General features: G+C 71.2%; 23 protein-coding genes. 12 read left to right on the top strand and 11 right to left on the bottom strand.

From position 1 onward, the window contains the following. Positions 1 to 30: 30 nt before the first annotated feature. Both ACIA3K_RS26875 and ACIA3K_RS26870 read left to right on the top strand, forming a co-directional pair. Positions 31 to 1,044 (top strand): SEC-C metal-binding domain-containing protein, encoded by a 1,014-nt coding sequence (locus ACIA3K_RS26875; RefSeq protein WP_396804435.1) that lies wholly within the window; start codon positions 31 to 33, stop codon positions 1,042 to 1,044. Between the two features lie 100 nt (positions 1,045 to 1,144). Next, entirely contained in the window at positions 1,145 to 1,630 is a 486-nt protein-coding gene (locus ACIA3K_RS26870; protein WP_396804434.1) for a DUF2231 domain-containing protein, read from the top strand. A 49-nt stretch (positions 1,631 to 1,679) separates the two neighbouring features. Here ACIA3K_RS26870 and ACIA3K_RS26865 read toward each other — a convergent pair whose 3' ends face one another. Beyond that, positions 1,680 to 5,030 carry a S8 family peptidase gene (locus tag ACIA3K_RS26865; RefSeq protein ID WP_396804433.1) on the bottom strand — a complete coding sequence of 1,117 codons (3,351 nt, stop codon included), beginning with the start codon at positions 5,028 to 5,030 and terminating at the stop codon, positions 1,680 to 1,682. A 319-nt stretch (positions 5,031 to 5,349) separates the two neighbouring features. Between ACIA3K_RS26865 and ACIA3K_RS26860 the strand changes: the two genes are divergently transcribed. Beyond that, positions 5,350 to 7,233, top strand: coding sequence for a Xaa-Pro dipeptidyl-peptidase (locus ACIA3K_RS26860; protein WP_396804432.1), 1,884 nt, complete (start codon positions 5,350 to 5,352; stop codon positions 7,231 to 7,233). Between the two features lie 9 nt (positions 7,234 to 7,242). On the opposite strand, the gene ACIA3K_RS26855 is transcribed toward ACIA3K_RS26860, so the two are convergent. Continuing rightward, a complete protein-coding gene (locus ACIA3K_RS26855) occupies positions 7,243 to 8,127 on the bottom strand; it encodes a helix-turn-helix transcriptional regulator (RefSeq protein ID WP_396804431.1) in 885 nt (294 codons plus the stop codon). Between the two features lie 190 nt (positions 8,128 to 8,317). On the opposite strand from ACIA3K_RS26855, the gene ACIA3K_RS26850 reads away from it, so the two are divergent. The 3 genes from ACIA3K_RS26850 to ACIA3K_RS26840 all read left to right on the top strand — a co-directional run bounded on the left by ACIA3K_RS26850 (position 8,318) and on the right by ACIA3K_RS26840 (position 10,930). Next, positions 8,318 to 9,079 (top strand): SDR family oxidoreductase, encoded by a 762-nt coding sequence (locus ACIA3K_RS26850; protein ID WP_396804430.1) that lies wholly within the window; start codon positions 8,318 to 8,320, stop codon positions 9,077 to 9,079. 290 nt (positions 9,080 to 9,369) lie between these two features. Then, on the top strand, positions 9,370 to 10,257 hold the full coding sequence (locus tag ACIA3K_RS26845) for a DUF1996 domain-containing protein (RefSeq protein WP_396804429.1): 888 nt from the start codon (positions 9,370 to 9,372) through the stop codon (positions 10,255 to 10,257). A gap of 73 nt (positions 10,258 to 10,330) precedes the next feature. Then, on the top strand, positions 10,331 to 10,930 hold the full coding sequence (locus ACIA3K_RS26840; RefSeq protein WP_396804428.1) for a DUF305 domain-containing protein: 600 nt from the start codon (positions 10,331 to 10,333) through the stop codon (positions 10,928 to 10,930). A 22-nt stretch (positions 10,931 to 10,952) separates the two neighbouring features. On the opposite strand, the gene ACIA3K_RS26835 is transcribed toward ACIA3K_RS26840, so the two are convergent. After that, positions 10,953 to 11,690: an alpha/beta fold hydrolase gene (locus ACIA3K_RS26835; protein WP_396804427.1), complete on the bottom strand. Its 738-nt coding sequence runs from the start codon at positions 11,688 to 11,690 to the stop codon at positions 10,953 to 10,955. Next, positions 11,687 to 12,316, bottom strand: coding sequence for a TetR/AcrR family transcriptional regulator (locus ACIA3K_RS26830; protein WP_396804426.1), 630 nt, complete (start codon positions 12,314 to 12,316; stop codon positions 11,687 to 11,689). Before ACIA3K_RS26830 ends, ACIA3K_RS26835 begins: the two co-directional genes overlap by 4 nt. 109 nt (positions 12,317 to 12,425) lie before the next feature. Here ACIA3K_RS26830 and ACIA3K_RS26825 point away from each other — a divergent pair, with 109 nt between their 5' ends. Continuing rightward, positions 12,426 to 13,514, top strand: coding sequence for an aldo/keto reductase (locus ACIA3K_RS26825; protein WP_396804425.1), 1,089 nt, complete (start codon positions 12,426 to 12,428; stop codon positions 13,512 to 13,514). A 175-nt stretch (positions 13,515 to 13,689) separates the two neighbouring features. On the opposite strand, the gene ACIA3K_RS26820 is transcribed toward ACIA3K_RS26825, so the two are convergent. The 4 genes from ACIA3K_RS26820 to ACIA3K_RS26805 form a co-directional block, all read right to left on the bottom strand. Then, entirely contained in the window at positions 13,690 to 14,670 is a 981-nt protein-coding gene (locus tag ACIA3K_RS26820; RefSeq protein ID WP_396804424.1) for an alpha/beta hydrolase, read from the bottom strand. Positions 14,671 to 14,747: 77 nt separating this feature from the next. Further along, a complete protein-coding gene (locus ACIA3K_RS26815; RefSeq protein ID WP_396804423.1) occupies positions 14,748 to 15,653 on the bottom strand; it encodes an acetyltransferase in 906 nt (301 codons plus the stop codon). A 156-nt stretch (positions 15,654 to 15,809) separates the two neighbouring features. After that, entirely contained in the window at positions 15,810 to 17,009 is a 1,200-nt protein-coding gene (locus ACIA3K_RS26810) for a low temperature requirement protein A (RefSeq protein WP_396804422.1), read from the bottom strand. A 53-nt stretch (positions 17,010 to 17,062) separates the two neighbouring features. After that, positions 17,063 to 17,971 carry an NAD-dependent epimerase/dehydratase family protein gene (locus tag ACIA3K_RS26805; RefSeq protein WP_396804421.1) on the bottom strand — a complete coding sequence of 303 codons (909 nt, stop codon included), beginning with the start codon at positions 17,969 to 17,971 and terminating at the stop codon, positions 17,063 to 17,065. Positions 17,972 to 18,091: 120 nt separating this feature from the next. Here ACIA3K_RS26805 and ACIA3K_RS26800 point away from each other — a divergent pair, with 120 nt between their 5' ends. The 4 genes from ACIA3K_RS26800 (at position 18,092) to ACIA3K_RS26785 (ending at position 21,059) form a co-directional block, all read left to right on the top strand. Then, positions 18,092 to 18,502 (top strand): VOC family protein, encoded by a 411-nt coding sequence (locus ACIA3K_RS26800; RefSeq protein WP_396804420.1) that lies wholly within the window; start codon positions 18,092 to 18,094, stop codon positions 18,500 to 18,502. Positions 18,503 to 18,651: 149 nt separating this feature from the next. Next, positions 18,652 to 19,107 carry a pyridoxamine 5'-phosphate oxidase family protein gene (locus ACIA3K_RS26795; protein ID WP_396804419.1) on the top strand — a complete coding sequence of 152 codons (456 nt, stop codon included), beginning with the start codon at positions 18,652 to 18,654 and terminating at the stop codon, positions 19,105 to 19,107. A gap of 87 nt (positions 19,108 to 19,194) precedes the next feature. Beyond that, complete coding sequence (locus ACIA3K_RS26790; RefSeq protein WP_355048143.1) at positions 19,195 to 19,614, top strand: PPOX class F420-dependent oxidoreductase; 420 nt, start codon at positions 19,195 to 19,197, stop codon at positions 19,612 to 19,614. A 119-nt stretch (positions 19,615 to 19,733) separates the two neighbouring features. Further along, complete coding sequence (locus ACIA3K_RS26785) at positions 19,734 to 21,059, top strand: glycoside hydrolase family 18 protein (RefSeq protein WP_396804418.1); 1,326 nt, start codon at positions 19,734 to 19,736, stop codon at positions 21,057 to 21,059. 59 nt (positions 21,060 to 21,118) lie between these two features. On the opposite strand, the gene ACIA3K_RS26780 is transcribed toward ACIA3K_RS26785, so the two are convergent. After that, complete coding sequence (locus ACIA3K_RS26780; protein WP_396804417.1) at positions 21,119 to 21,475, bottom strand: hypothetical protein; 357 nt, start codon at positions 21,473 to 21,475, stop codon at positions 21,119 to 21,121. 168 nt (positions 21,476 to 21,643) lie between these two features. Between ACIA3K_RS26780 and ACIA3K_RS26775 the strand changes: the two genes are divergently transcribed. Beyond that, the gene (locus ACIA3K_RS26775; protein ID WP_396804416.1) at positions 21,644 to 24,445 is read left to right on the top strand and encodes a M14 family zinc carboxypeptidase; all 2,802 of its coding nucleotides are present in this window, start codon (positions 21,644 to 21,646) and stop codon (positions 24,443 to 24,445) included. A gap of 73 nt (positions 24,446 to 24,518) precedes the next feature. Here the strand turns inward: ACIA3K_RS26775 and ACIA3K_RS26770 are convergent, their stop codons facing one another. Together ACIA3K_RS26770 and ACIA3K_RS26765 are read right to left on the bottom strand one after the other, a co-directional pair. After that, a complete protein-coding gene (locus tag ACIA3K_RS26770) occupies positions 24,519 to 24,710 on the bottom strand; it encodes a DUF397 domain-containing protein (protein ID WP_396804415.1) in 192 nt (63 codons plus the stop codon). After that, entirely contained in the window at positions 24,701 to 25,501 is an 801-nt protein-coding gene (locus tag ACIA3K_RS26765; RefSeq protein WP_396804414.1) for a helix-turn-helix transcriptional regulator, read from the bottom strand. The genes ACIA3K_RS26770 and ACIA3K_RS26765 overlap by 10 nt, the downstream gene beginning before the upstream one ends. Positions 25,502 to 25,987 lie beyond the last annotated feature (486 nt).

The following is a 25,987-nucleotide window of genomic DNA, read 5'->3' as shown; positions in this document are numbered from 1 at the left end:
GACGGGAGCCCTCCGACGTACCGTGAGATCGTGCCGACGAGAGACGTACTCACCAAGGCTGACCTCGCCGAACTGCGCCGCTCGGCGCTCGGCGCGGCCGACCCGCTCGGTGTCGCGGCCGACCTCGCCGAGGCGGTCGAGCAGGGCCGGTTGGAGGATCCCGACGATGCCGGGGACGCCCTGACGCTCGCCGCCGAGATCGCCCGGATCCGGGCCCGGACCGACGCGGCCCTGCGCTACGCGGATCAGGCGGTGGCGGCGTACCCCTCGGTGGACGACCCCCGGGCGGGCGTGGCCCGCGCGCTGCGGGCCCGGGTGATGTTCCAGGCCGGCGGCCGGGACGACGAGGCGATGGCCGAGCTGACGGCGCTGCGTCCGTTGCTGCTCACGCAGCCCGACGTGCCGGCCTACCTGAGCGCGGCGCTGGACGCGGCCGGTCGGTCGTCGACCGCCGAGACGTGGCTGAGCGAGGCGGTCGGCACACTGCTCGCCGAGCACGACACGACGGCAGACCCGCAGGTCGGTCCGCCGGACGCCCCCGGTGTGCTGTTCCTGCTGCTGCAACAGCGCCACCGGGTACGCCGCAACCTCAACCTGCCGCACGACCGGCAGGACGATCTGGCCGACCGGTTGGAGAACCAGCTCGTCCGCCAGGTCTCGGAGCGTCAGGGCGGCGCGTCGGATCTGCTGCTCTGGCCCCGGGACGAGTTCGACAAGCTGCTCGCCGCCCACCCAGAGCTGACCGACGTGTACGGGCCGGACTGGGACGCGCACCGGGCGCGGCTGGAGAAGGAGCTGGTAAGGCTGACCGGCGCCGGCCGGACCGGGCTGGGCGTGTACCGGGCGACGGTGGCCGGCCTGGACGCCTTCGCCCGTGGACGCGACGGCGACCCGACCGACGCCGCGGTCCGGGCCGGCTACGCAGCCGAGGTGTCGGCGCGGCCCGCCGCCCGCGTTCCCTGGCCACCCGAGCGCAACGACGCGTGCTGGTGCGGATCGGGTCTGAAGTACAAGAAGGACTGCCTGCCGCGCTCACGGAACTGAGCGGTGGCTCTGCGTACGCGACTCTGGGCACACCCGATCGGTACCGATAGCCTCCATGCCGCGGATCATCGAGATCCGCCGTGGCCGGAGGAGTCGCCGAATGTTCGAAGAGTTCCAGGGCATCCCCGCCCATCCGCTCGTGCTGCACGCCGCGGTCGTGTTCGTGCCGCTCCTGGCGCTCCTGGCGATCGCTTACGCGCTCGTCGCGCCGATCCGGCCGCACACGCGCTGGGTGCTGGCGCTGCTCGCGGTGGGCGCGCCCATCTGCGCGCTGCTGGCGAAGCTCACCGGGGACGCCTTCTTCGAGCGGTTGCGCTCGGCGAACCGGGTGACGCCGGAGTTCGTCCCGAAGCTGGAGGCGCACCAGGATTTCGGTGACCTGACCCTGTACGCGACGATCGCGCTGGGACTCGTGGCGCTGGCCCTGGTCCGCTTCGTGCCGCCGCGCGCCGCCGAGGGCGTACCCGCCAACCGGACGGTGACCCTGGCGTTGCAGGTGCTGTCGGTGGTGGCCGCCGCCGTCGCCGTGTACTACGTGGTCCGTACCGGGGACTCCGGCGCGAAGGCGGTCTGGGAGGGTCAGTGACGGCGGTGGTGTCGGCCCGGCCGTAGCCGAGCCGACACCACGTCACTCGTCAGCCGGCGTGGTACGCCCGGATGACGGTCTGGTCGATGCCGCTACCGCCGTTGCCGGCGGCCTTCACCCGCAGCGAGACGGCCTGCCCGGAGGCGACCTTCGGCAGGTCGAACCGGTAGTTGTCACCGCTTCCGGTGACCCGGGCCGACTTCCAGGTGACGCCGTCGTCGGTCGACGTCCAGACCTGCATCGACGTCACCTTCTGCGCCTTGACGCCGTGCGCCTGCCGGACGGTCAGTTCCGCCGGACCGCCGACGGGGTGGTTGTCGTGGTCCATCGGCAGCGCGTAGTCGACCGCGAGCAGCGGCAACGGCACGCGACCGGTCCCGGCCGGCCCGGCGGACCGGAACGTCCAGGACGTGTTGACCTTGGTGGAGATCGGCAGGATGAGGCTGGTGTCGACGTCGAAGGTCAGCCGGTAGTCGGCCATCGCCTGCGGCACCGTGAAGTCGGCGATCGGCCGGTCGCTCTGCTCGACCAGCTTGCCGTTGCGGTACAGCGACAGCGTGCGCTTCACGCCGATCGCCTCACCCTGCAGGCAGTCGGCGCGCTGGTGCTGGTCGGTCAGCGTCACCATGTCGAGGTGCAGGTTGCCCTGGGTCCGCGACGGCGGGCTGGCGCAGCTCCAGCCGTCACCGGCCGGGTCGTCGTACCAGTCGGAGTGCAGCGGCTGCCGTGCCCAGACCTTGGACTGCTGGCTGCCCGGCCGGTACTGGCGGGGCGCCTCCATGGCCCCCAGTCCGCCGTAGACACCCTGGTCGGCCCAGACGATCTCCGGTGAGAGGTACGACGTCCGGTTCGGCGGCATGACGCCCTCGAAGGTCTGGGTCACCGGCACTCCGTCGGCGGTCTCGCCGAGGCGGACGAACGTGGTGTACATCTCCGGCGAGTCGGTCTGGTGGAACCGCTCGTCGATGCGGGCCAGCCGGGCCTGCTCCGCCCTGGTCACCCGGAACGACGGGTCGGCCGGTACGCCGGCGGTGTACTCGTGCACGATGTTGTAGCGGTACGGCTTCGCGGTGCCGGCGGGCGAGTCCATGTTGACGGCCGCCCAGGTGCGCCGCGATCCGATGGTGGGCTTCGGGACCGCCACGCTGCGGATCGCCGCCGCCACACCGAACCCGCTGATCTGGTGCCACCACGGCAGGCCGTTCACCGCGGTCTGGAAGGTGGTGAGGTCGGTCCGGGTGGTCCGGGTGGCCGCCCCGTCGACGGTCGCCGTGACCGGCCGGGCCTGCGCCGGGTCGAGGGTCACGCTCCGGTCGGCGTGCACGTCCAGGTCACCCGCCGCGGTGAGGGTGCTCTCCTGCACGTCGCTGTCGACGTAGTAGGCGATCGACGCGCCGAGCACCGAGTACCGTCCGGCCGGCACCCGCAGGGTGAACGTGTCCCCCTGGGTGCCGCCGGCTCCGCCGTAGAACAGCAGCGGGTCGGTGAGGTTGGCGACCATGAGATTGATCCAGGCGTCCGCGCCCTCCCGCAGGCCGGGCATCGGCTTGGTGTGGATCGTCAGGTCGTAGCTGGGCTGCTCGACGGAGAAGCTCACCGGAGTCGTGGCGACCACGTTGTGGCCGGTGCGAGCGGTGACGGTGGCAAGGTAGAGGCCCGGCCGGCTGGCCAGCGCCGTGCGGTTGATCCGCAGGGTCGCCGCCCCGGTGGTGCCCCGCTTGAGGGTCACCCGGCTCGTCGACAGCGACGCCGCGCCGCGCGGCACGCTCTGGCCGTCGTGGTTGACGATCGAGACGTCGAGGTCGAGGACCGTCGTGGCCGGGGTGGACCCGCCGGTCCAGCTCAGCTTCGTCTCGCTGGTCCCGGACTGCGGGTACGCGAACGTGCCGAGGTTGATCACCGGCTGGTCGCTGGTCGGGCCGCCGAGGGCACGGGCCGCGTTGAGGCGGCCGGCGCCGATGGCGTACGGGTCGAAGCCGGTCAGCGGGTCGGCCGCGCCGACCAGGGCGGCCTTGATCTTCGCGCCGGTCCAGTCGGGGTGCCGCTGGGCGAGCAGCGCGGCGGCGCCGGCGACGTGCGGCGTTGCCATCGAGGTGCCGCTGAGCGACTCGTAGTACCTGTCGATCGGGTCCTGGAGGTTGGTGCCGGCGGCACGGGCCGCGACGATGTCGACGCCCGGCGCGACCAGCTCCGGCTTGGCCGCGTTGTTGTTGATCAGCGGTCCCCGGCTGGAGAAGTCGGCGAGCTTGTCGTCGCGGTCGACGGCCCCGACGGTGAGCGCGGTGGCGGCCGACCCGGGTGAGGAGATCTGCGCGCCGCTGTTGCCGGCCGCGATGACGAACAGCGTGCCGGTCTGCTCGCTCAGGGCGTCGACGGCGAGCGAGAGCGGGTCGCTGCCGTCGTCGGCCTGGCTGCCGCCGAGGCTCATGTTGATGACGTCGGCCCGGGTGGCCGCCCACTCCATGCCGAGGATGATGCCCGAGTCCTCGCCGGAGCCGTGGTCGTCGAGCACCTTGCCGATCACGAGCTGGGCGTCCGGCGCGACGCCACGACGCTGACCGTGAGAGGCCGCGCCGGTGCCGGCGATGGTCGAGGCGACGTGCGTGCCGTGGCCGTTGTGGTCGACGGCGTCACCGCCCTCGGCGGTGAAGTCGGCCCGCTCGACGACCCGCCCGGCGAGGTCCGGGTGGCTGAAGTCGGCGCCGGTGTCGAGCACCGCGACCCGGGCGCCCTTGCCGGTGTAGCCGGCCTTCCAGGCGTCGGGCGCGTCGATCTGGGTCAGGTTACGGTCCAGGCCGGCGGGCTTCGCGGCGGCGGGCAGGGCGGTGGCGCGGACCTTGCGGTCCAACCAGACCTTCTTCGCGCCGGCCAGCAGCGAGTTGGTCGCGAGCTTCGCGGTGGCCGGGCTCTTCTTGGGTACGTGGCCGGCCACCGCGCCGATGCTGGACAGCGTCTGCACGTCGGCGAGCGCGGCCACCCGGGCGGAGGCCGTGGCGGGCTGCACGATGACCGGCAGCTGGCTGGTGCTCTCGTCGTCGTACCCGTCGGCGATCAGCGCGGTGACGTCGAACAGGTCGGGGTCGAGGACCGAGCCGATCTGGGACGCGACACGGGCGGGGACGACGTGCAGGTGCCCGTCGGGACCGCAGCTCTGGTCGATCACCGCGTTCTCGTCGACCGGCCGGATCGTGACCTGCGGGCAGCCCGAGCCGGTGCTGCGGACGGTCACCACGTCGCCGGTCAGCAGGGTGACAGTGTGCGTCTTGCCGTCCGGGGAGGTGCGGGGTGTGTCGGTGCCGGCGATACCGCCGGGGCCGGCCGTGGCGGTGCCGCCGGGCACGGCGGTCAGCGCCGTGGCCGTCACGGCGACGGCCAGCAGCCAGCGTGTTCTCCTGAGCATGTCGCTCCTGTCTCATGTGGACAAATGGCGCCTCTTGGGCGACATTTGCAAGATCATAGGTCTGCGCGACGGATCTTCGGGAGGTCGCGAAGACAGTTTTTTCGTCCACCGAGACAACGTTGCCTGCCATGTGTCGACGGCCTACCTGGTTCGATGTCGATTCGGTTACCGCCGCGATCCCGGTCGGGAGAACGGCCGGAGGTGACCACCCGAAGGGATCGACGCCGACGTCCACCCGCACCTAGCATGGCGACGAATGGATCTTCGCGACTGGCCCCTGCCGAGACCCGGCAACCAGCCCGACCGAAGGGAGACGCGCGTGCGTCGACCCCGTCATCTGGCACTTCTGAGCGTCGGCGTGTCCGGCGCACTGGTCCTGAGCGCGACACCGACACCCGCAGCCGCCCGCCCCACGGCGTCCGCGCCCACCGGCATCGTCGTGGCCGACGGCATGACCCAACCGGTGTTCTCGCTCGCCGACGCCATCGAGGAGCGGGTGTACGTCCAGACCCCGGTGGACACCGATCACGACGGTCGTCCCGACCGGGTGGCGATCGACATCTCCCGGCCCCGGGAGACCGCCACCGAGGGCTTCAAGGTGCCGGTCATCTTCGAGCACAGCCCGTACCGCAAGGGCACCTGGGGCGACGTGCCGTACCCGAGCGTGCTGGTCGACGACCTGCCGCAGAACGGCCTGACCGACCACTCCGGCCGGCGTGCGCTCGACGCCGGCACGCAGCGCGCCCAGGCCAAGGCCAACCTGCCCGGCTCGCTCGACGACTACTACGTGCCGCGCGGGTACGCGGTGGTGCTCGGCCAGAGCGTCGGCACCGGCGACTCGGACGGCTGCCCGACCAGCGGTGACCAGGCCGAGACGCTCGGCACCAAGGCCGTCATCGACTGGCTCAACGGACGGGCCAAGGGGTACGACGCCAACGGCGCCCCGGTCACCGCCGGCTGGACCACCGGCGCGGTCGGCATGACCGGCGTCTCCTACAACGGAACGTTGCCCAACCAGGTGGCCACCACCGGGGTCAAGGGTCTGAAGACCATCGTGCCGGTCTCGGCGATCAGCAGCTGGTACGACTACTACCGGGCCAACGGTCTGGTGGTCGCGCCCGGCACGTTCCAGGGCGAGGACCTCGACATCCTGGCCCAGTACACGGCCGGGCAGGCACGTGCCGAGGGCCAGTGCGCCGACGAGCTCGCGCAGATCACCAAGGAGCAGGACCGGGTCACCGGCGACTACTCGCCGTTCTGGCGCGACCGCGACTACCTCGACGCCCGCAACGTCCAGGCCAGCGTCTTCGTCGTGCACGGCCTCAACGACTGGAACGTCAAGACCGAGCACTTCGCCGGCTGGTGGGACGAGCTGGCCAAGCGCCACGTGCCGCGCAAGATCTGGCTGCACCAGGGCGGGCACGGCGGGCCCGGCAGCAGCGCCTCGGTGACCCTGCCCAGCGGGCAGACCTGGACGTACAAGCAGACCGAGAACCGGTGGTTCGACTACTGGCTGTGGAACGTGCGCAACGGCATCATGGACGAGCCGACGGCGGTGCTCCAGCGCGAGGACCGGGCGTACACCACGTACGCCAACTGGCCCGACCCGGCCGCCCGCGAGGTCGGGCTGCGGTTCGCCGCCACCGACGCCACCGCCCCGGGCACGCTCACCACGGGCAAGCTGCCGAAGGCCCGCATCGAGCAGAGCTTCGTCGACGAGGGACGGACGATCCACCCGGACACCCTGGTCGCCGACCCGGACACGGCCAGCGCCAACCGGCTGGCCTACCGCTCCCCCGCGCTCGCGCAGAGCGTCCGCATCTCCGGCCGCCCCGAGATGCGGCTCCGAATGGCGATCGACAACAAGCCCGACGCCAACCTCACGGCCTACCTGGTCGACTACGGCCCGGCCGGGTCGACCGCCACGCCCGTCGTGGTGACGCGCGGCTGGATGGACCCGCAGAACCGCGTCAGCGCCGCGCGCACCGCGCCGGTCAAGCAGGGCAAGCTGTACGACTACCGGTGGACCATGGAGCCGAAGGACTACGTCTTCCCGGCGGGCCACCGGATCGGCGTGGTCGTCTTCTCCTCCGACCAGGAGTACACGCTGTTGCCGCTGGGCGGTACTGAGTTGCGGGTCGCCCCGAACGACAGTGAGCTGCGGCTGCCCGTGGTGGGCGGTCGGGGCGTACTCGGTTTCTGATCGACTCCGTCAACGGGTGGGGCGGTCCGACGAAGCGTCGGGCCGCCCCACCCGCGTCTGGTCGTCGGCGGTCCCGGTGTGGGCGAGTGCGGCGAGGAGCCGCAGCTTCTCGTCGCTGTCGCTGTCCTTGTCGGGGTAGTACACGACGAGGATGACGTCATCGATGGGGAGCTTGTCCCGGTGCAGGCGTAGGTCACCGACGACGGGGTGGTGCACCGTCGTCGTGCCTCCGTCGAGATTGCGGACGTCGTGGCGGGCCCACAGGGTGCGGAACCGCTGACTGGACAGCGCGAGTTCGCCCACCAGCTCAACGAACCGGGGGTTGTCGATGTCGTCCCCGATGGTCGTACGGAGGGTGGCGATGAAGTTGGCGGTGGCCTTCGTCCAGTCCTGGTGGAAGGCTCGTTCCTCGGGATCGAGCAGGAGCGACCGCAGCCGGTTCTCACCGGGCCGCAGGCGCGGGGAGAACGCCACGGCCATCGGGTTGGAGGCCAGCACGTCGAAGGCGCGTCCTTCGACGAACGCGGGGATCTGAAGGTGGGCAAGCAGCTCGTACACCCGCGCTGGTACGTGCTCGGTGCGCTTGCGGCGCGGCGTCCGTGGGCGCGCCGCCGCGAGGTCGAGCAGGTACATCCGCTCGATGTCGTCGAGCTGCAGGACGCGCGCGAGCGATTCGAGGACCTGCGGTGAGGGGTTCTTGTCCCGGCCCCGTTCCAGCCGCAGGTAGTAGTCGGGGCTGATCCCGGCGAGCAGGGCGACTTCCTCGCGTCGTAGGCCGGGCACGCGGCGCCGGCCGCCGGTCGGGAGCCCTACCTGCGACGGTGAGACCAGTTCCCGGCGGGCCCGCAGGTAGCTGCCCAGCCGGTGGCCGCCGCCCGACTCCTCTTCACTCATGGTCACCACGGTAGTGCGGCGCGCGTGCCGCAGAGGGGGCCCTGGTGGGACCTGGGAAAACGGGGGCCCTGCCACCTCCACCGGGCTCGGTCAAGACTGGTGATCGCCCTGCTCGGCAAGGACAGCGAGCAGCACCGTAAGCGCCCGCGAGCTCACCCGCCGGCGCCCTCTGGATCGAAGGGAAGATCTCGTGGATCTCTCCAACCGCACAGTTCTCATCGTCGGCGGCACCTCGGGTATGGGGCGGGAGTTGGCCCGGCGGTTCGCCGCGGCGGGCAGCACCGTGGCCGTTGGCGGTCGCAACCCCGAGGCCCGCGCGGAACTCGCCGCGGAAGGTTTCGGCACGTTCGGCATCGACGTGACCGAGGGTGCCTCTGTCGCATCTGCCCGGGACGCCGTCCTCGCCCGCTACCCCGAGCTGGACACGGTGGTGACGATGTCGGGTGCCATGCTCCTGGAAGACCTTCGCGACCCCGCGCACTTCGCGGCGGCGCAGACGACGATCGACACCAACCTGGTCGGCACCATCCGGGTCATCGACGCCTTCACGCCGCATCTGGTCGGTCGGGGTGCGGGCACCTTCATCACCGTCACCTCCGGCATCGCCTTCCTGCCGTTCCCGCCCATGCCCAGCTACGCCGCCTCGAAGGCCGGGGTGCACGCCTACTCCGAGGCACTGCGCGCGCAACTCGACGGCACCGGTGTCGACGTCGTCGAACTCGTCCCCCCGGCCGTCGCGACCGCCGGTCAGGACACGGTGAACCCGCGCGCGCTGCCGCTCGACGACTTCGCCACCGAGGTCATGCTGCTGCTCTCGGCGAACCCCACCCCGAGCGAGATCCTCGTGAAGGGCGTACACATGCACCGCTGGGCCGAGCGCGACGGCACCTACGCCGACCTCGTCGCACAGCGCTCGAAGGCCCTGGCGATGCTTCCCGGTCGCCAACGCTGACACCGTTCGGGGTGGCGGGCACACCCTCTAACGCGTCCTAGGAAGATAGTTCACCGCGGCAGCCGGTCGGGTCCGCTACGGGCCCGGCCGGTGTGCTGTCGTCGTCATTTTTCCAGCAACTGCGGGACGTATTGACAACTTTCGACATCAGGGCGAGGCTTGGACTGCTGAGAGCGCTCTCTCGCACCGGCCCCACCGGGCCACCACCAGTCTGGCCAGGGCACACTCCGCTGTCTTCGGCGGCGGCACCGGAGTTGCCCCTGACCCGTCCCCCCGACAGGAGTTACCAGATGGACAGGGCCGCACCCCACGTCCCCCGCCGGCTACGCCTCACCGTGGCGATCGGCGCCCTGCTGACCCTCCTCGGCACCTACCTGGTCTCGACCACCGACCGGGCCGACGCCGCCCCGGTCGCCAACGTCATCCGGGTCGCCGAGTTCCCCGCCGACTGCACGTACAGTCACCGGCTGCCGGACGACCCGATCGTCTTCCCCGGACTGCCGGGGGCCTCACACATGCACAGCTTCTTCGGCAGCACGGCGACGAACGCCACCACCACCCTGCCCGACCTGGTGAAATCCACCACCACCTGCAACCCGGCGGTGGACGTCTCGTCGTACTGGGTGCCGACCCTCTACCGCGACAACGTCGCGGTAGAACCGGCCATCGCCACGTTCTACTACCTCGGTGAGGGCGTGCGCTCCGATGTCGTCGCCAACACCCAACCGATCCCGCAGGGCCTGCGGCTCGTCGCCGGCAACGCGAAGGCCACCGGCCCGAACGACAGCATCGCCCGCTGGTCCTGCCTGCACGCCGGTCAGGTGCCACCGTCCAAGGACTTCGTCAACTGCCCGGCCGGCACGATGCTGGAGTCGTACCTCGACTTCCCGCAGTGCTGGAACGGCCGCGACCTGGACTCCGCGGACCACAAGAGCCACCTCGCGTACCCGGTGAACCAGGCCTGCCCGAGCACCCACCCGGTGCACGTGCCGAAGTTGCGGCAGGTGCTGCGGTACCCGGTCAACGGCGACCCGTCGCACTTCCGGCTCGCCTCCGGGCCGGGCTACACGATGCACGGCGACTTCTTCAACGCCTGGCCGACCGCGGAGATGGCTCGCCGGGTCCAGGACTGCATCCGTCCGGTCGTCAAGTGTGGACACGACGGCCGACCGATCTGAGTCGTCGTGGGGGCGGCCCGGTCCTGCCGGGCCGTCCCCTGCCCCTCGGGGGCCGCGCCGGAAAGGAGGAGGCATGCGCGTTCACGTCGCGTTGCTCATGACGGCGGTACTCGCCGCCGGCTGTGCCGGCGGACCGTCGAGCACCACGGACGAGTCGACGCCACCGCTTCCCACGCCGGCCGCCGCCACCCCGTCGACCGGCGCGTTCAGCCCCACCGACATCGCCTGGCTGCAGCTCACGGCGGCGATGACGCAACGACTGATCCCGGTGCTGGACCTGGTGCCCACCCAGACCACCGACCCGACCTGGCACGGGCTGGCCGCGCGGGTCCAGGCGAGCAACCGGGCCGACCTGGCCCGCTCCCATGACCTGCTCGGCGAGGCCGGAGCGCCGACGACCAATCCCCACGAGGGTCACGACATGCCCGGCATGATCACCGCTGACGAGCTGGCCGCGCTCCGGTCGACCACCGGGAAGGCGTTCCAGCGGCTGCTCGCCACCCATCTGCGGGCGCACCTCGCGCAGGCGGTCAAGATCGCCGCCGCCGAGCAGCGGGCCGGCGTCCACCCGGACACCACCGCACTGGCCGCAGCCGTGATCCGAGCCGGTGACGGCGATCTCGCCCGTCTCGACCAGCTCGACCGACCACCGGCGACGCCCCGGCCGACCTGACGGTCCGGGCCCGACGCCGAGTTCAGCTCGCCAGCAGCCGGGCGATCGTCGCCGGTTCCGCCAGGTGCGGGAAGTGGCTGCCGGGCAGCACGGTGACCTCCACCTCCGGCAGAACTCCCGTCAGCCAGGCGAGGTAACGAGCCGGCGGCTCGGACGAGGTCACCCAGCGGTAGGGAACTCCGCGCTCCGCGATCGATCGCAGGTCACCGGACCGCGCGGCGGCGACGCCCTCGTCCAAGGAGTGCAGGATCTCGCCCCAGTACCCCAGCAGCAGATCCGGCCGGGGGTCGGTCGCGGTGGTGACGATCGCACGCGCCTCGGCCGGCAACGACTCGATGCCCATACCGGCCAGCATGCGGTCCCACACCTGCCGCCACTGCGGGCCGCGCAGCGTCGGCTCGGCCTCGCGTACGGCGGCGCCGAACGGGCCGGGCAGCAGGATCTGGTCCAGGTTGACCACTCCCCGCACCGGATGACGCGCCGCGTAGGTCGTGGCGACCACCGCGCCCACCGAGTGCCCCACCACGATCGGCGTGCCGAGATCCGCCTCGGTCACCCTGGTGTGCACGACGTCGGCGACCTCGGACATCCGGTAGGAGTTCCGCCGGGGCGCGTCGCCGTGACCGGGCAGGTCGAGGGCGAGGACCCGCCGGTCGGGGTCGATCGCCGCCAGCTCGCGCCGCACCGGGTCCCACTGCCTCCTGTCGTAGGTCAGGCCGTGGATCAGAACCAGTGGCGGTCGGTTGTCGTCGTCGTTCACTGCCGTACCTCTTCCGGTCTTCGATCATCTCGGCGGGCCGCCCGCAGGCGTTCGATGGTCACATCGAGCACCGCCTCCAGGTGGTCGATCCTGCCGGTGGAGAGCAGCAGCAGGACGCCACCCTGGATGCCGGCCAGCAGGGCCGCGGCGGTGCGCTCGGCGTCCACGTCGGGAGCGATGTCACCGGTCGACTGCATGTGCCGGACGCCTTCGGTGATCTTGTCCTGCCAGCGCCACATGAGCCCGGTCACGATCGCCTGGGCGCCCGGCGCGCGCCGACCCGTCTGGCCGAGCAGCCCGTTGAGCGGGCACTTCACGCCCTGGGCGCGGTAACGCTCGATGAGCCGGTCCCGCCACGCCTGCCAGGCCAGCCAGGAGGTCAGGTTGCTGAGCATCGGCTCCTGGTCGGTGAGCACCTGGTCGGCCTCGTGCTGGGCCACCGCGAGCAGCAACTCCTCCTTTCCGTCGGGGAAGTAGTGGAAGAGCTGGCCCTTGCTGGTGCCCGTGTGGGCCATCACATCTTCGAGGCGTACCTCGTCGACGCCGCGCTCACGGATCTCGGCGGCGGCGCCGGCGACGATCCGCGCTCGGGTCGCCTCGCCCTTGCGGGTCAACGCGCGAGTCATGGCCCCACCCTAGCTGGGGTTTTGGACTTGCAGGTCCATTTCTGGCGAGCCAAGGTCGTGAACGCGCGGCCCGCTCCGAGGACCGCACAGCGACCAGGAGGACGCGACGATGAACCAGTACTACCTGCTCGGACGGTCCGGCCTGCGGGTGAGCCGACTCGCGCTGGGCACGATGAACTTCGGTGTCGACGGCTTCCACGCCGCGTACGGCAAGACCGAGGAGGAGTCCGAACCGATCTTCCGGCAGTATCTCGAATCGGGCGGGAACTTCGTCGACACGGCGGACTTCTACACCGCCGGAGAGAGCGAGAAGATCCTCGGCCGCCTGATCGACCGGGCCGGTGTCCGCGAGCGACTCGTGCTCACCAGCAAGTTCACCAACACCATCGACCCGAGCGACCCGAACGCCAGCGGCAACGGCCGCAAGCACATCATCCGGGCCGTCCAGGCGTCACTGGGCCGACTCGCCACCGACTACATCGACCTGTACCTGCTGCACACCTGGGACCGGATCACCCCGGTCGAGGAGGTCGTGCACACCCTCGACGACCTGGTGCGCTCCGGCAAGATCCGGTACGCCGGCCTCTCCGACGTACCGGCCTGGTACGCGGCCCGCGCGCAGAGCTACGCCGAGGCGCACGGCCTGGCCCCGCTGATCAACCTGCAACTGCCGTACTCCCTGGTCATGCGGGACATCGAGGCGGAGTACGTGGCGATGGCCCAGACCCTGGGCATGGGCATCACCGCGTTCAGCCCGATCGGCGGCGGCCTGCTCAGCGGCAAGTACCGACGCACCAGCGAGGGCCTGAGCGGCACCGGCCGGTTGACCACCCCCAACGCCGCGGGTCGGGAGATCAGCCCCAACGACTGGACGGTCATCGACGCGCTGGAGAGCGTGGCCGCCGATCTGGGACGCAGCATGGCGCAGGTCGCGATCAACTGGGTGGTCACCCAGCCCGCCGTCGGCTCGGTGATCATCGGGGCGAGCAGCGCCGGGCAGGTCTCCAGCAACTTCGAGGCGCTCGACTTCGAGATCCCGGCCGACGCCCGCCGCCGGCTCGACGAGGCCAGCGCCCCGAACCTCGGGCTGCCGTACGGCATGTTCACCCCGCAGTACCAGTCCTGGGTGGTGAGCCCGGGCCTGCACATCGGCGACAAGCCGGCCGGCTACGCCCCGCAGGTCGTCAACGCGGCCTAGGTGTGCTGTCCAGGGACGTTGGTGACAGGGCGTAGAAAGAGGGCGTCCTCGTCACCGAACGCGCCGCCGGGGCTTCCCTTGCACGCGCTCGCTGCATCCAACGCCCCGACGACCGCCAACGGATCCCGGGCGGCAGGTGACAGCGGTGCTCGCCCGATGACCGCCGCCACCGTCGTCACCCGGCGACGGTGGCGGTGTCGGCGGTCCCGGACGTCGGCGTCGGAGCGCCCTCGTAGAGGTCGACGTAGCGCCGCAACACGTCGGCGGCCCGGTCGTCGAGCGCGGTCAGGTCGAGGGTGTTGTGGCGGACGCTCAGCGACTCGGGCAGGGCGTACACCCGCAGGTCGATGCCGTTCGCCCGCGCGATCCGGCGGGGCACCCGCACCGCCGCGGCGGGGTCCACCACCGTGTCGAGCGGACTGATCGCCACGGCCGCGCCCACGAGGCCGGTCCGGTGGAAACGACGCGGCAACGACCGCACGATCGTCAGGTACCGCGTGACCGCCACGAGCGAGTAGCCGCGAGCGGTGACCCGGTCGCGCAGGACCCGCCGCCCGTACAGCGTGATGAGGGGCCGGACCGCGAACGCCGGTGCCTGCCGGGGGCCGAAGAACGGCGACAGCACCAACAGCCGCCGTACGACGTCCCCCCGGGTCTGGGCCAGCCAGGTGGCCAGCACCGCGCCACCGGAGATGCCGACGACACCCACCTCGTCCCCCAGGCCCGCCGCAACCGTCACGGCCTGCTGGGCGTACGCCGTCAGCTCGCCGGCCTCGACCCGGTGGTGGACCCGCCGGTCGACGGTGCCGTGGCGCGGGGCGCGCGGTATCCACACGTTGTAGCCCCGGGCGTAGAACACCTCGGCCAGCGCGTCGTACTGCTCCGGCGCCATGGTGTAGCCGTGCAGCAGCAGGACGGCCCGGGCGGTACGCGTGCCGTGGCTCAGCAGACGGCTGCGCGACTCCGGCCGTACCTCCGGATCGGTCGCCTCCGCCGCCGTGATTCTCCCGGCGGCGGCGGTGGCGGCGTCGAAGTCGAGCGGTGACGCCGGCGCGAGCCGCAGCTTCCGGTGCCCCAGCGGCCAGAGGTAGAGCCCGGCGACCGCCGCCGCGACCAGCGCCGCCCCGCCGACGACGAGGGTGAGGAACTCCGGCATGGGCAGATCCTGACAGGAGGTGACGTGGGCACGGCCGCGGGGGCGCGCCCCGGTGACCCGGGGCGCACCCGAAGCGACTACGCCGTCTCGGTCGTCTCGCTCGGTGGCGCGAACAGCACCCGGGCGCGGAGCTGCCGGAAGCCGGTCCGTTCCAGCTCGGCGAGCACCGCGACGCGGTGGGCGTCGACGTCGGCGATCACCTCTCGCGCGCCACCGGCGGCGAGCACCCGGACCGCCTCGGCCAGCAGCTCACCGCGCGCCGCGTCGTCGAGCAGGCCGAGGTACGCCAGAAGCGGGTAGCAGGCGTCGCCGGCCGTGCCGACCAGGCCCACCGGCCGCCCGTCCGCCACGCCGACCCGCCAGTCGTCGGGAGACTCCCCCACCCAGGCCACCGGATCGCTGGCCAGGTCGACGCCGCCGACGGCACGCGCGATCTCCCTGACGGTCAGGACGTCGGGCTCGGCGACCTGGGCGACCAGGGCGTTGATCTCCGCCACGTCGACGGGTGGCCGGAAGGCGTAGCGGCCGGAGGTCGCCGGCAGCGGCGTGCCCGTCCACGAGCAGCGCAGCCGCTCACCCACCTCGAGCAGGCCGGCGAGTCGGGCCGCCTCCATCGGCGCGGTGACCACGGCCAGCACCTCGGGTCGACGCCGCCAGTGCGCGGGCAGGGCCGCGTAGTAGCGGCCGGGACCTCCCAGCGCCTCGTGGGCGGCGCGCAGCAGCGCGGCCCCCACCTCCGGCTCGGCGGCCAGGTCGAACCGCTCCAGCCAGGGGGCGCCAACGGCCCCGGGCGGGAGGAGCCAGGCCGCCCGGCCGACGACCCGGCCGCCGCGCAGGGCGATCCAGGTGGTCTCGGGTCGATAGCCGCCGCCGGCGATGCCGTCGGCGTACGGGATCTGCCGCAGTTGGGGCAGCGGATCGGTCATGGAGTCGAACAGGTTTTCCTCGCCCGCGACGAGCGGGCGGATGACCAGACTGGTCATGGCGGACCTCCGGGAAGCGCGCGCCCCGGGTCAGATCCGCGTGGACGCCGGTACGCGGAGGGGGCGCAGAACATCGGACATTGTTCTGACCTCCTTCCGGCTCGACGGCGTGCCGCCACCATACGGGAGGCGTCCTCGGCGTTCAACGCCGCCAGGTCACAGCGTCGGGTTGGTCTGCGCGCCGCGCCGGTGGGCGTGCCCGTCGGCGACGGCGATCCCGGCCAGGATCAGCGCCGCCAGGCCGGTCACGGCGACCGGCGGGAGCAGGACGCTGGGCAGGGCCGCCACCGCCAGCACCGCCGCGCCGAGAAACAACATCTGGCAGCGCGGCGCGGACTGGTACCGACGCTCCAGGAAGCTGCGGCCGATCAGGAACAGCACCGGACCACCGAAGATGATGGCCACCAGCGCCCAGTCGATGGGCGGGTGCGGATCCTCGATGACCTGCCCGAAGCCGACGGCGGTGCAGATGATGCCGCCGACGATGAGCAGCAGGCTGTAGCTCGCCAGCCGGGAGAGTTGAAGGCCCTCCCCGGCTGGGCTGCCGCTGGCCTGCTTGCCCGGTCCCACGTGGTAGAAGTAGATCCGCCAGAACGAGACCGTCGCCACGAAGGCGGCCACGAGGGTGATGGTCCGGTCGGTCGAGAAGCCCGGGAAGCTGACGGCCGCGCCGGCTTCGAGCACCACCTCGGCCAGCGCGATCATGAAGAACTGGTTGTACCGCTCGGCGAGGTGCACCTCGGAGACCCCGGCCAGTCGGGCGATCGGCGCACGACCGATGAGCGGCACAGGCCAGTTGATGGCCGCGCCGACGACCTCGATGCCGAGGGCGAGCGTCCAGAGGACACCACGGCCGAGGCCGCCGTCGAGACCGCCGCCGATCCAGAGCACGCCGGTGACCGTGTGCCAGGCCAGCACCCGGTACGAGAACGTCTGCGCCGGATGACCCTGTAGGGCGAACACCAGGTACAGCGATCTGCCGAGCTGGATGGCGACGTACGTGCAGGCGAAGATCATGCCCCGCTGGCCGAACGCCTGCGGCAGCGACACCGCCAGCACCAGCGTGCCGAACATCGTCATGAGGAGGACGACCTGGACGTCCACCCGGCGCGGGTCGTAGGTGCTGGCCAGCAACGCGTTCAGCGACCAGATCATCCACATCGCCGTGAAGATCAGCAGCGTCTGCCCCGCCTCGGACAGCAGCGTGTGCCGGACGATGGTCAGGTCGTCCGCGACCCGCCCGGCGAGACGGGCGAGCGCGAAGACGTAGACGATGTCGAACAACAGCTCCAGGACGGTCGCCGAACGCGGGCTCGTGCTCTCGGCCAGCCCGCGCATCCAGGTGCGCGTCAGCATGGCCGCACCCCCTCGTACCGGTTTAGGGAACTTTATCCCGGTACGCCCACTCGTCAGGCCGGATCGCCCGCAGCGGGCCCGACGTGGTCGCGCCACGAGTGCCGGGGCTCGTAACCCAGGACCCGCCGCGCCTTGTCGATGCTGAGCAGGGTCTCGTGCTCGCCCAACTCCTTGCGGACCTCGACGCCCGGGTAGACCTCGGCCAGCAGGCTGGCGCTGGAGCGGGTCATGACGGTGTCGGCGTTGGCGATGATGAAGACGTCCGCGCCCGGCCGGTCGTACGCGAGGGCCCGTTCCACCGCCTGGGCGCCGTCACGGGAGTCGATGTAGCCCCACAGGTTCCACCGCCGCGCTCGCGGGTCGGCGTCGAACGACGGGAACGGCGCGTAGTCCTCGACGTCCATCACGTTGGAGAAGCGCAGACCCACCATGACCAGCTCCGGGTCCCACCGGCAGAAGTGCCGCGCCATCTCCTCCTCGAGGGCCTTGTTCAGCGAGTACGTCGACTCCGGCCGGGGCGCGTACTCCTCGTCGACCGGCGCGTACGGCGGCGGGGTGTCGAACGGCAGCCCGAGCACCGTCTCGCTGGACGCCCACACCACCCGCCTGATGCCGGCCGCCCGGGCGGCGGCGAAGACGTTGTACGTCGCGGCGGAGTTGTTCGCGAACGTGACCGCGTTCGCCATCAGCCCGGGCGCCGGGACGGCGGCCAGGTGCACGACCGCCTCGATGCCACCGGCGTGCTCGTCCGCGCCCCCGGTGAACGCCTCGACGACCTGCCCGTAGTCGGTCAGGTCGACGAGGAGGAACTCGCCGTCGACGTCGCGGGGGTCGCGCCCGCCCGCACGGTCCACCGCGAGCACGTCGACGCCGACGCCGCGCAGGTGGGCGACCACGGCGCGGCCGAGCTTGCCGGTGGCGCCGGTGACGACGACACGTGCGGGGAGTACGGGATCGCTCATGGACCCATCCTCGCCGGACCGCTCCGGCGGCCCGCACGCGGGTGCGTACCGGCGGGCCACCCGCCGCACCGATCAGGAATCGAGAAGTCACCGCTGGCGGCCCTCCCTAGCATGACCAGCATGGACATCACCATTCACACGACCGTTCTCCCGCACGTCGACCCGGACGCCTCGGTGGCCTTCTACCGCGACGCCCTCGGCTTCGAGGTTCGCAGCGACGTCGGAAAGGGCACGATGCGGTGGATCACCGTCGGCCCCGTCGGGCAGCCCGGCACGTCCATCCTGCTGGCGCCCCCGGCCGCCGATCCCGGCATCAGCGAGGACGAGCGGCGCACCATCGCCGAGATGATGGCCAAGGGCACGTACGGGTGGATCCTGCTGGCGACCCGGGACCTGGACGGCACCTTCGAGAAGGTCCAGTCCGGTGACGTGGAGGTCGTCCAGGAGCCGACGGAGCAGCCGTACGGCGTGCGGGACTGCGCGTTCCGCGATCCCGCCGGCAACATGGTCCGCATCCAGGAACTGCGCTGAGCCCGTGTGTCTCGCCGCCTGGGGGCGCGCACGCGCCGAGGAGCAGCGCCTGAACGAGCTCGCGCGACTGCGTCGCGTGCCGGACGTGCCGCTGGTCGCGGCGGGGGCGGGCGAACCGCTCACGGATCACGAGGCCGAAGGGGGACGACATGGCGAGCGCCCCGCCGCGCAACCGTGAAGAGCGGCTGAGGGACACCCGCCGGAGGTTGGACGACGACGTCGACCTCTGGGTCGCCACGTCGGGCTCCCCGGGCGGCGCGTACCTCGTCCCCCTCTCCTTCCTCTGGGACGGGACCGTGTTTCTCATCTCGACGCCGCGCGCCTCGGTCACCGGCCGCAACCTGCTCGGGGATGGCCGGGTGCGGCTCAGCCTGGGAACGACCCGCGACGTCGTGATCGTCGACGGCGCCGCCGAGGCGGTGGACACCGCCGACCTCGGCCACGAGCGGCGGGCGGCGTTCGCCGCCAAGACCGGGTTCGACCCGAGCGCGGGCGCGGAGCCCTACCAGTACTTCGTGATCCGGCCGCGGCGCGTCCTGGCCTGGCGGGAGGCGAACGAGCTGAAGGGGCGCCTCCTCATGCGCGACGGCAGTTGGCTCGCCTGAGTCACCCGACGATCCGCGTCCTGGCGTGCGGGGGCCGGCCGGGTGCGTACCGTGCAGGGGGTAGACGCTCGTGTGAGGAGAGAAACCATGTCCAAGCCACCGCTTCCCGAGGCCGCGGTCGAGATGCTCAAGAAGCCGAACCCGGCTGTCATGACCACGCTTCGCAATGGTGGTCAGCCGGTGTCCGCCGCGACCTGGTACCTGTGGGAGGACGGCCGGATCCTGGTGAACATGGACGAGAGCCGCCGCCGTCTGGAGCACGTCCGCAACGATCCCCGGGTCTCCCTCACCGTGCTGGACGAGGCCGGGTGGTACACCCACGTGAGCATCGTCGGGCACGTCGCCGAGCTGCGCGTGGACGAGGATCTGGCCGACATCGACCGGCTGTCGCGGCACTACACGGGCAATGCCTACCCGCGGCGGGAGCGTGGTCGGGTCAGCGCCCTGATCGAGATCGACCGCTGGCACGGCTGGGGGTCGATGAAGGACAACAACCAGGTCGGTTGACCGACTCAAGGCGGCGGTGGCGGACGGGCGGCTCTTGACCGCAGAGCGTGATCGGCTTAACTTCATCAATCAGATAAGTGTCTTTACTAATTCTGTTTTGATCCCTCGTGGGAGTGCCGATGCGTCCATTGCGCCACCGCCGCCTCACCGCCGTCGTCGCCCTGGCGACCCTGTTGATCACCGCTGCCCCGCCCGGCGCCGCGAACGCCAGCGCCAAGCCCGACCGCCAGCCCGGCTACCACCGGGTCGGCTACTTCACCCAGTGGGGCATCTACGGTCGGGCGTTCCCGGTCAAGAAGCTCGACACGTCCGGGGCGGCGAGCCGCCTCACCCACGTCAACTACGCCTTCGGCAACATCAGCGAGGACGGCCGCTGCTATGTGGACGGCGGGCCGGGCGAGGGCGACGCCTGGGCCGACTACCAGCGACCGGTGCCCGCCGAGGAGAGCGTCGACGGCGTCGCCGACGCCCCGGGCCAGGCCCTCAACGGCAACTTCCACCAGCTCGCCAAGTTGAAGGCCAAGCACCCCCAGCTCAAGGTGCTGATCTCGCTGGGCGGGTGGAGCTGGTCGACGTACTTCTCCAACGCCGCCCGCACGGACGCCTCCCGTAAGGCGTTCGTCGCCTCCTGCATCGACCTGTACCTCAAGGGCAACCTCCCGGGCGCGCCGGGCGCCGGGGCGGGCGTCTTCGACGGCGTCGACCTCGACTGGGAGTGGCCCAACTGGGACGGTGAGCCCGGCAACGTCATCCGCCCCGAGGACCGGGAGAACTTCACCAAACTGCTCGCCGAGTTCCGCCGGCAGCTCGACGCGTACGGTCGCACCACCCGCGTGCACCACCCGCTGACGGCCTTCCTGCCGGCCAACCCGGCCGCCATGGACGCCGGCTTCGAGGGCCGCAAGATCTTCAAGTACCTGGACTTCGGCACCGTGCAGGGGTACGACTTCCACGGCGGCTGGGAGGCCCGCGCCAACCAACAGTCGGCGCTGCGCGTACCGGCGGGCTCGCCCGACAACCCGGACTTCTCCGTCGAGGTGGCCGTCGACGGGTGGATCGCCCGGGGCGCGCCCCGGCACAAGCTGGTCCTCGGCATCCCCTACTACGGTCGCGGCTGGACCGGCGTCACCGGCGGCGGCAACGGCCTGTTCCAGCCGGCCGCCGGGCCCGCGCCGGCCACCTTCGAGGCCGGGTACGAGGACTACAAGAACCTCAAGAACCTGGCCGGCAACGGCTACACCGTGCACCGCGACCTGCGCGCCGGGCACGCCTGGCTGTTCGACGGTACGACCCTCTGGACGTACGACGACCCGGCGGTCGTGTTGCAGAAGACGCTCTACATCCGGCGAACCGGTCTGGGTGGCGCGATGATCTGGTCCCTCGACGGTGACGACGACAACGCCACCCTCACCAAGACGATCGGCCTCGGCCTGACCACCTGGTAGGCGTCCGGACGCCCGTGATCACGCGCTGCGCGAGCGGCACGGGATCACGGGCGTCGCTCCTACGGCGTCACGGCCCGCACGGTGGCCTCGATGAGCGCGGTCACCTCGGTCATGTCCCGCGCGCGGGGCACGTCCAGCTCGGCGGACCAGTCGTCGCCCCGACTGAACCCCACCGACACGTCGTCGCGGCGGTGGGTGAGCCACCCGGCGACCGCCTGGACGAGCACCATGGCTACGCCCGCGTCCTCGACCGCCACCCGCAGTACGTCCACGCCGCCCTCGGGCGCACCCTCCGGTGGTGTCGGGGCCACCCCGGCGCGCAGCCGGTCGTCGGCGCGCAGCCAGGACGCCAGCGAACGCTGGGCGTCGGCAGACGGAAGATCTGGACGAACCGCGAGCGTTATCGTCTCCGGCACGTTCTGCTCCCTCCAGGACGACGCTGAGTCACGCCACCATCCTGCCAGCCGGATCCGCGCAGGGCATCCCACGCACTCACCGAAGTCGATCAGAGCTTGACCGCCGCCTCGACGGATCCATAGGCTCCGGCCACTGCGAGGCTTTCCCCCAAGAAGGGAACCCGAGACATGGCCCCATCGTCGCGTCCGTTCTGGACGGTCCCTGCGAGACGGTTGGCGGGCGCCGCCGCGATCACGCTCCTGCTCGGCACGACTCCCCTGCTCGGCGGCACCGCACCGGCGAGCGCCGCCGCACCGTCGACGTGCAGCAGCGACCCGACCGCCCGGCTGTCCGACGTGCCGAGCCCCGAGGCGGCGCTCGGCTTCCCCCTCGGCGCCGGCCAGGAGCGGGTCGTCACCAACGACGAGGTCCGCACGTACCTCGGGGCCGTCGACCGCGCCTCCGAGCGGGTCGTCACCGGAGTGCTGGCGTCCAGCGTCCTCGGCCAACCCCTGCCGTACGCGGTGGTGTCCAACGAGCGGCACGTGCGGCCGTCCGCGCTGCGCAAGATCGCCGGCGACGTACGCGACCTGCGTGATCCCCGCCGGACGAGCGCGCGGACGGCCGCCCGTACGGCGAAGGACAGCCCGGCCATCGTCTGGATCACCGCGAACGTGCACGGCGGCGAGAAGAGCGGTACCGACGCGGCCCTCAAGACCCTGTACGAGCTGGCCGCCGGCCTGTCCTGCGAGGTCGCCCGGCGCAACGACAACCTGGTCACCGTCATCGTGCCGACGCAGAACCCGGACGGCCGCGACGCGACCCGGCGGCAGAACGAGTTCGGCTTCGACCTGAACCGGGACTGGTTCTCCCGTACCCAGCAGGAGACCGACGGCAAGCTCGAACTGCTGCGCCGCTACCCGCCGCAGGTGTTCGTGGACGCGCACGAGATGGGCGGCCGGCAGTACTTCTTCCCGCCCAACGCCGACCCGATCCACCACGAGATCGCCGGTGAGTCCGTGGACTGGATCAACCGGATCGGCGAGGCCAACAAGGCCGGCTTCGGTTACAACGGCGCCTGCGGCGACACCGTCACCACCGAGTGCTACTTCAACTACGACACGTACGACATGTTCTTCATGGGCTACGGCGACACCGTGCCGACCACCGGTTTCGGGGCGGCCGGCATGACGTACGAGAAGGGCAGCGCCTCGGCCGTCCCCGACCGGGTGCAGCAGCAGTTCCACACCCAGTGGTCGACGCTCGGCTGGGCCGCCGCCAACAGGCGCGAGGTGTTGGACGGCTACTTCGACATCTGGACCGACGCGCTCGCCCAGGGCCGGGCGGGCACCCTCGAACCGAACGAGGTGGTGCAGCCCACCAACGAGGTCCAGTTCCCGGTGCCCGACGTGACGATCCGCTCGTACTTCCTGCTGCCCGACCGGCAGCTCGCCGACGTCCGCCGGCTCGTCGAGCGGCTGCGCCGCATGGACGTCGAGGTGTACGAGGTGCAGAAGCCCACCCGCGTGCCCACCGCCCGCGTCTTCGGGGGCCGCAGCGCCACAGACGTCACGGTGCCAAAGGGCGCGTACTGGATCCCGATGGACCAGCCGCAGAAGCACTGGATCCAGGCGATCATGGGCGAGGACCCGTACGTGCCGTTCCCGTACTTCTACGACGTGTCGTCCTGGAGCAACCCGCTGCTGATGGGTGTCTCCACCATCTACACGGGCGACAACGTCCGGCCGAAGGCGCAGTTGGTGCGGGGAATCACCGGCGGCTGCAGCGGGCTGGCCTGGCCGTGGGGCTCCTACACCTACCCGCTGGACTCGGCGGCCGCCGCCGAGCTCACGTTCACCCTGCTCGGCCGGGGCGTACCGCTCGTGCGGGACCTCGACACCGGCCGCGTCGCGATCCCGGCGCGCGGCCTGAGCCGTACGGTCGACGACCTGGCGAGAGCCGCCGGGGTCACCCTCGCACCGGGCGGACGCCCCGCCGGCACCCCACTCGCCCGGCCCGACGTCGGACTGTTCCAGGGCACCGGCATCTCCACCACGTCCGGCTCGCACGGCGAGGCCCGCTACGTGCTCGGTAAGCGGTGGGGCCTCGACCTGAAGCCGGTCACCACGGCCGACATCAACGACAACACCGAGGCGTTCACCGGACGTACCGTGCTGCTGGTCCCCGACGGCAGCAGCCCCACCGGCGGCCTGACCGCCGCCGGGCAGGCCAACCTGCGCGACTGGATCGCCCAGGGCCACACCTACCTCGGGCTGCGCAACGAGGGCACCCGGCTGGCCCGCGCCGCCGGCCTCACCTCCACCACCGAGAAGACCAAACCGGCCGACTACCTGGTGATCGGCTCCCACCTGCGGGTCGACGTCGACACCGACAACCCGGTCGCCCTGGGCCGCCCCGCCGAGGACTTCGAGTTCAACAACAGCGACCCGATCCTCACCCCGAGCAGCACCGGGACGAACGTGCTCAGCTACCCCAGCGGAGACACGTTCTGGGCCAACGGCTACACCGTCGGCGCGGACACGCTCAAGGGCACGGCCGCGGTCGTCGACGAACCCACCGGCGCCGGTCGGGCGGTGCTGTTCGCCTTCAACCCGCTCTTTCGGGCGTATAACGAAAATGGTCTGCACCTGGTGGCCAACGCGCTGCTCTACCCGCCGGGCGCGCCGGACGCCCGACGCACGCCGGGCGGGGACGCGGCTCGCGCCAGCGCCGCCGCCGCGCCGGTCGCGGCGGACCTGGGCGGCGGCTGGCGGCCCATCACCATCGAGGTCGCGGCGGCCGACCTGCCGCGCGCGCGGGCCGTCGTCGAACGCTTCACGACCGACGCGCGCACGGCCGCGAAGGACACCTCGGCGTACGTCGTGATCCCCAACCCGCAGGGCCTCCAGGCCGACGAACACCCCTTCACGAACGATCTGGTACGCGCGCTGCGCGCCGCCGGAGTGCCGTTGCGGTCGGTGGTCGCCTGACCGCTCCCCCGCACAGCGAAAGCGCCCGCCCCTCTCGTTCGAAGGGGCGGGCGCTTGTTGCTGGGGCTGCCGGTTACGGCCGGCGGGCGATCTCGGCGACGAACGTCCGCCACCGGGCCGGCTCGAAGACCAGGGTCGGCCCGTCGGCGTCCTTGGAGTCCCGCACGCCTACGACACCCGGAAGATTGTCGGCAACCTCGACGCAGTTGCCGCCGCCAGAGCCGCTGCGGACGGACTTACGCCACACAGCGCCGATCAGGTCCATGACGTCACCACATCCTTCATCAGCTCGATCGACTGACGGCGGGGAAGTGCTTCGCTGCGAACCATCTCCCACCTCGACATGAGCGTATCTACATCTTCGTCTCGATCGATGACGACCCCGCCGAGCTGGTTCTCCATCTCTGCCACCCATTTGTGCTCCGGAAGGCGTGCCAGGCTGAACGGCCCGGTCAGGCCGACGTGCATGCTGACCTCGTCCGGCAGCAGGTGAACGTTGATGTTGGGTTGCTCTGCGAGGGTGGTCAACTGCTTGATCTGTCCCGCCATGATGTCGCGGAAGTCCGTACCGGCGCGGCGCAGCACCGCCTCGGCGATCACGGCGACCACATGCGGGGCGTTCGCCTTCGTCAGGATTGCCTGCCGGTCGATCCGGTGTGCCAGCCGCTTTTCCACCTCGTCTTCGCTCAGCGTCTCGTTGCAGCGGATCACCGCTCGGGCATAAGCGTCGGTTTGCAGAAGACCCGGGACGAGGTTCGGCTGAAAGCACCTGAGCTGGGTCGCGGTGCGTTCGGCATCGAGCCACGGCAGGAACCAGGACGGCGCTCCGAGCTTCGCGACCATGCGCTCGAACAGGCCGTTGTTCTTGAGGGCGCGGTCGGCGCCCTTGATGAAGTCCATCGTCAGCGCCCGCGTCTCGCTCTCGACGGCGCTGACGTGCGAGGCGCTGAACCCGGCACCCCGACCGAACGATTCCTGCGTCATCCCGGCGGCCCCTCGGGCGCGACGGATCTCGGCAACGATGAACGCGGCGAGCGAGTGCGGCAGATCGGCCATTCAGTGTTCCCCAAACCGGAAGATCGACTACTCACGCCACTGCCCGGCGTGGAAAGCTTCGCCAGCTCAACCGGAGCGACGAAACGCCTTCCGAGCGTAGTGCCTTCCGACCATCAACCGGTCCGCCCGACATGGCGCTGCGGCACCTGCGGAGTCGCCTGGCCGTGCTCGGCCGCCAAGCTCCGCCTCCTGGCGACGTACCGGATGGAACGCCCGGCCCTGCTGGACCACCTGGCCGTGCTTCAGTCAGGAGCCGCCGCTCACCTCTCGGCACTCAATCCCGACAATCCACCCATCGACCTGACCGACCGCTTCATCACCTGGCTCCCCCCGCTAGCCGACCGTCCACTCGCGCCAATCCGTGCAAATCTTGGACAATTTCCGTTAGCAGCTTGGGCTCAACCGGTGGTTGCAACACCCCCTGTTGGTGGTTGTCGTTGGGGTGGTTATGGCGTCGAGGTTGAGTGCGTTGGAGCGGGAGCAGAT

Source organism: Micromonospora sp. NPDC051543 (assembly GCF_044454415.1).
In the GTDB taxonomy this organism is placed as follows: Bacteria; Actinomycetota; Actinomycetes; order Mycobacteriales; family Micromonosporaceae; genus Micromonospora.
The sequence above is the reverse complement of the archived record's forward strand: the minus strand, read 5'-3'. Positions and strand labels throughout refer to the sequence as shown.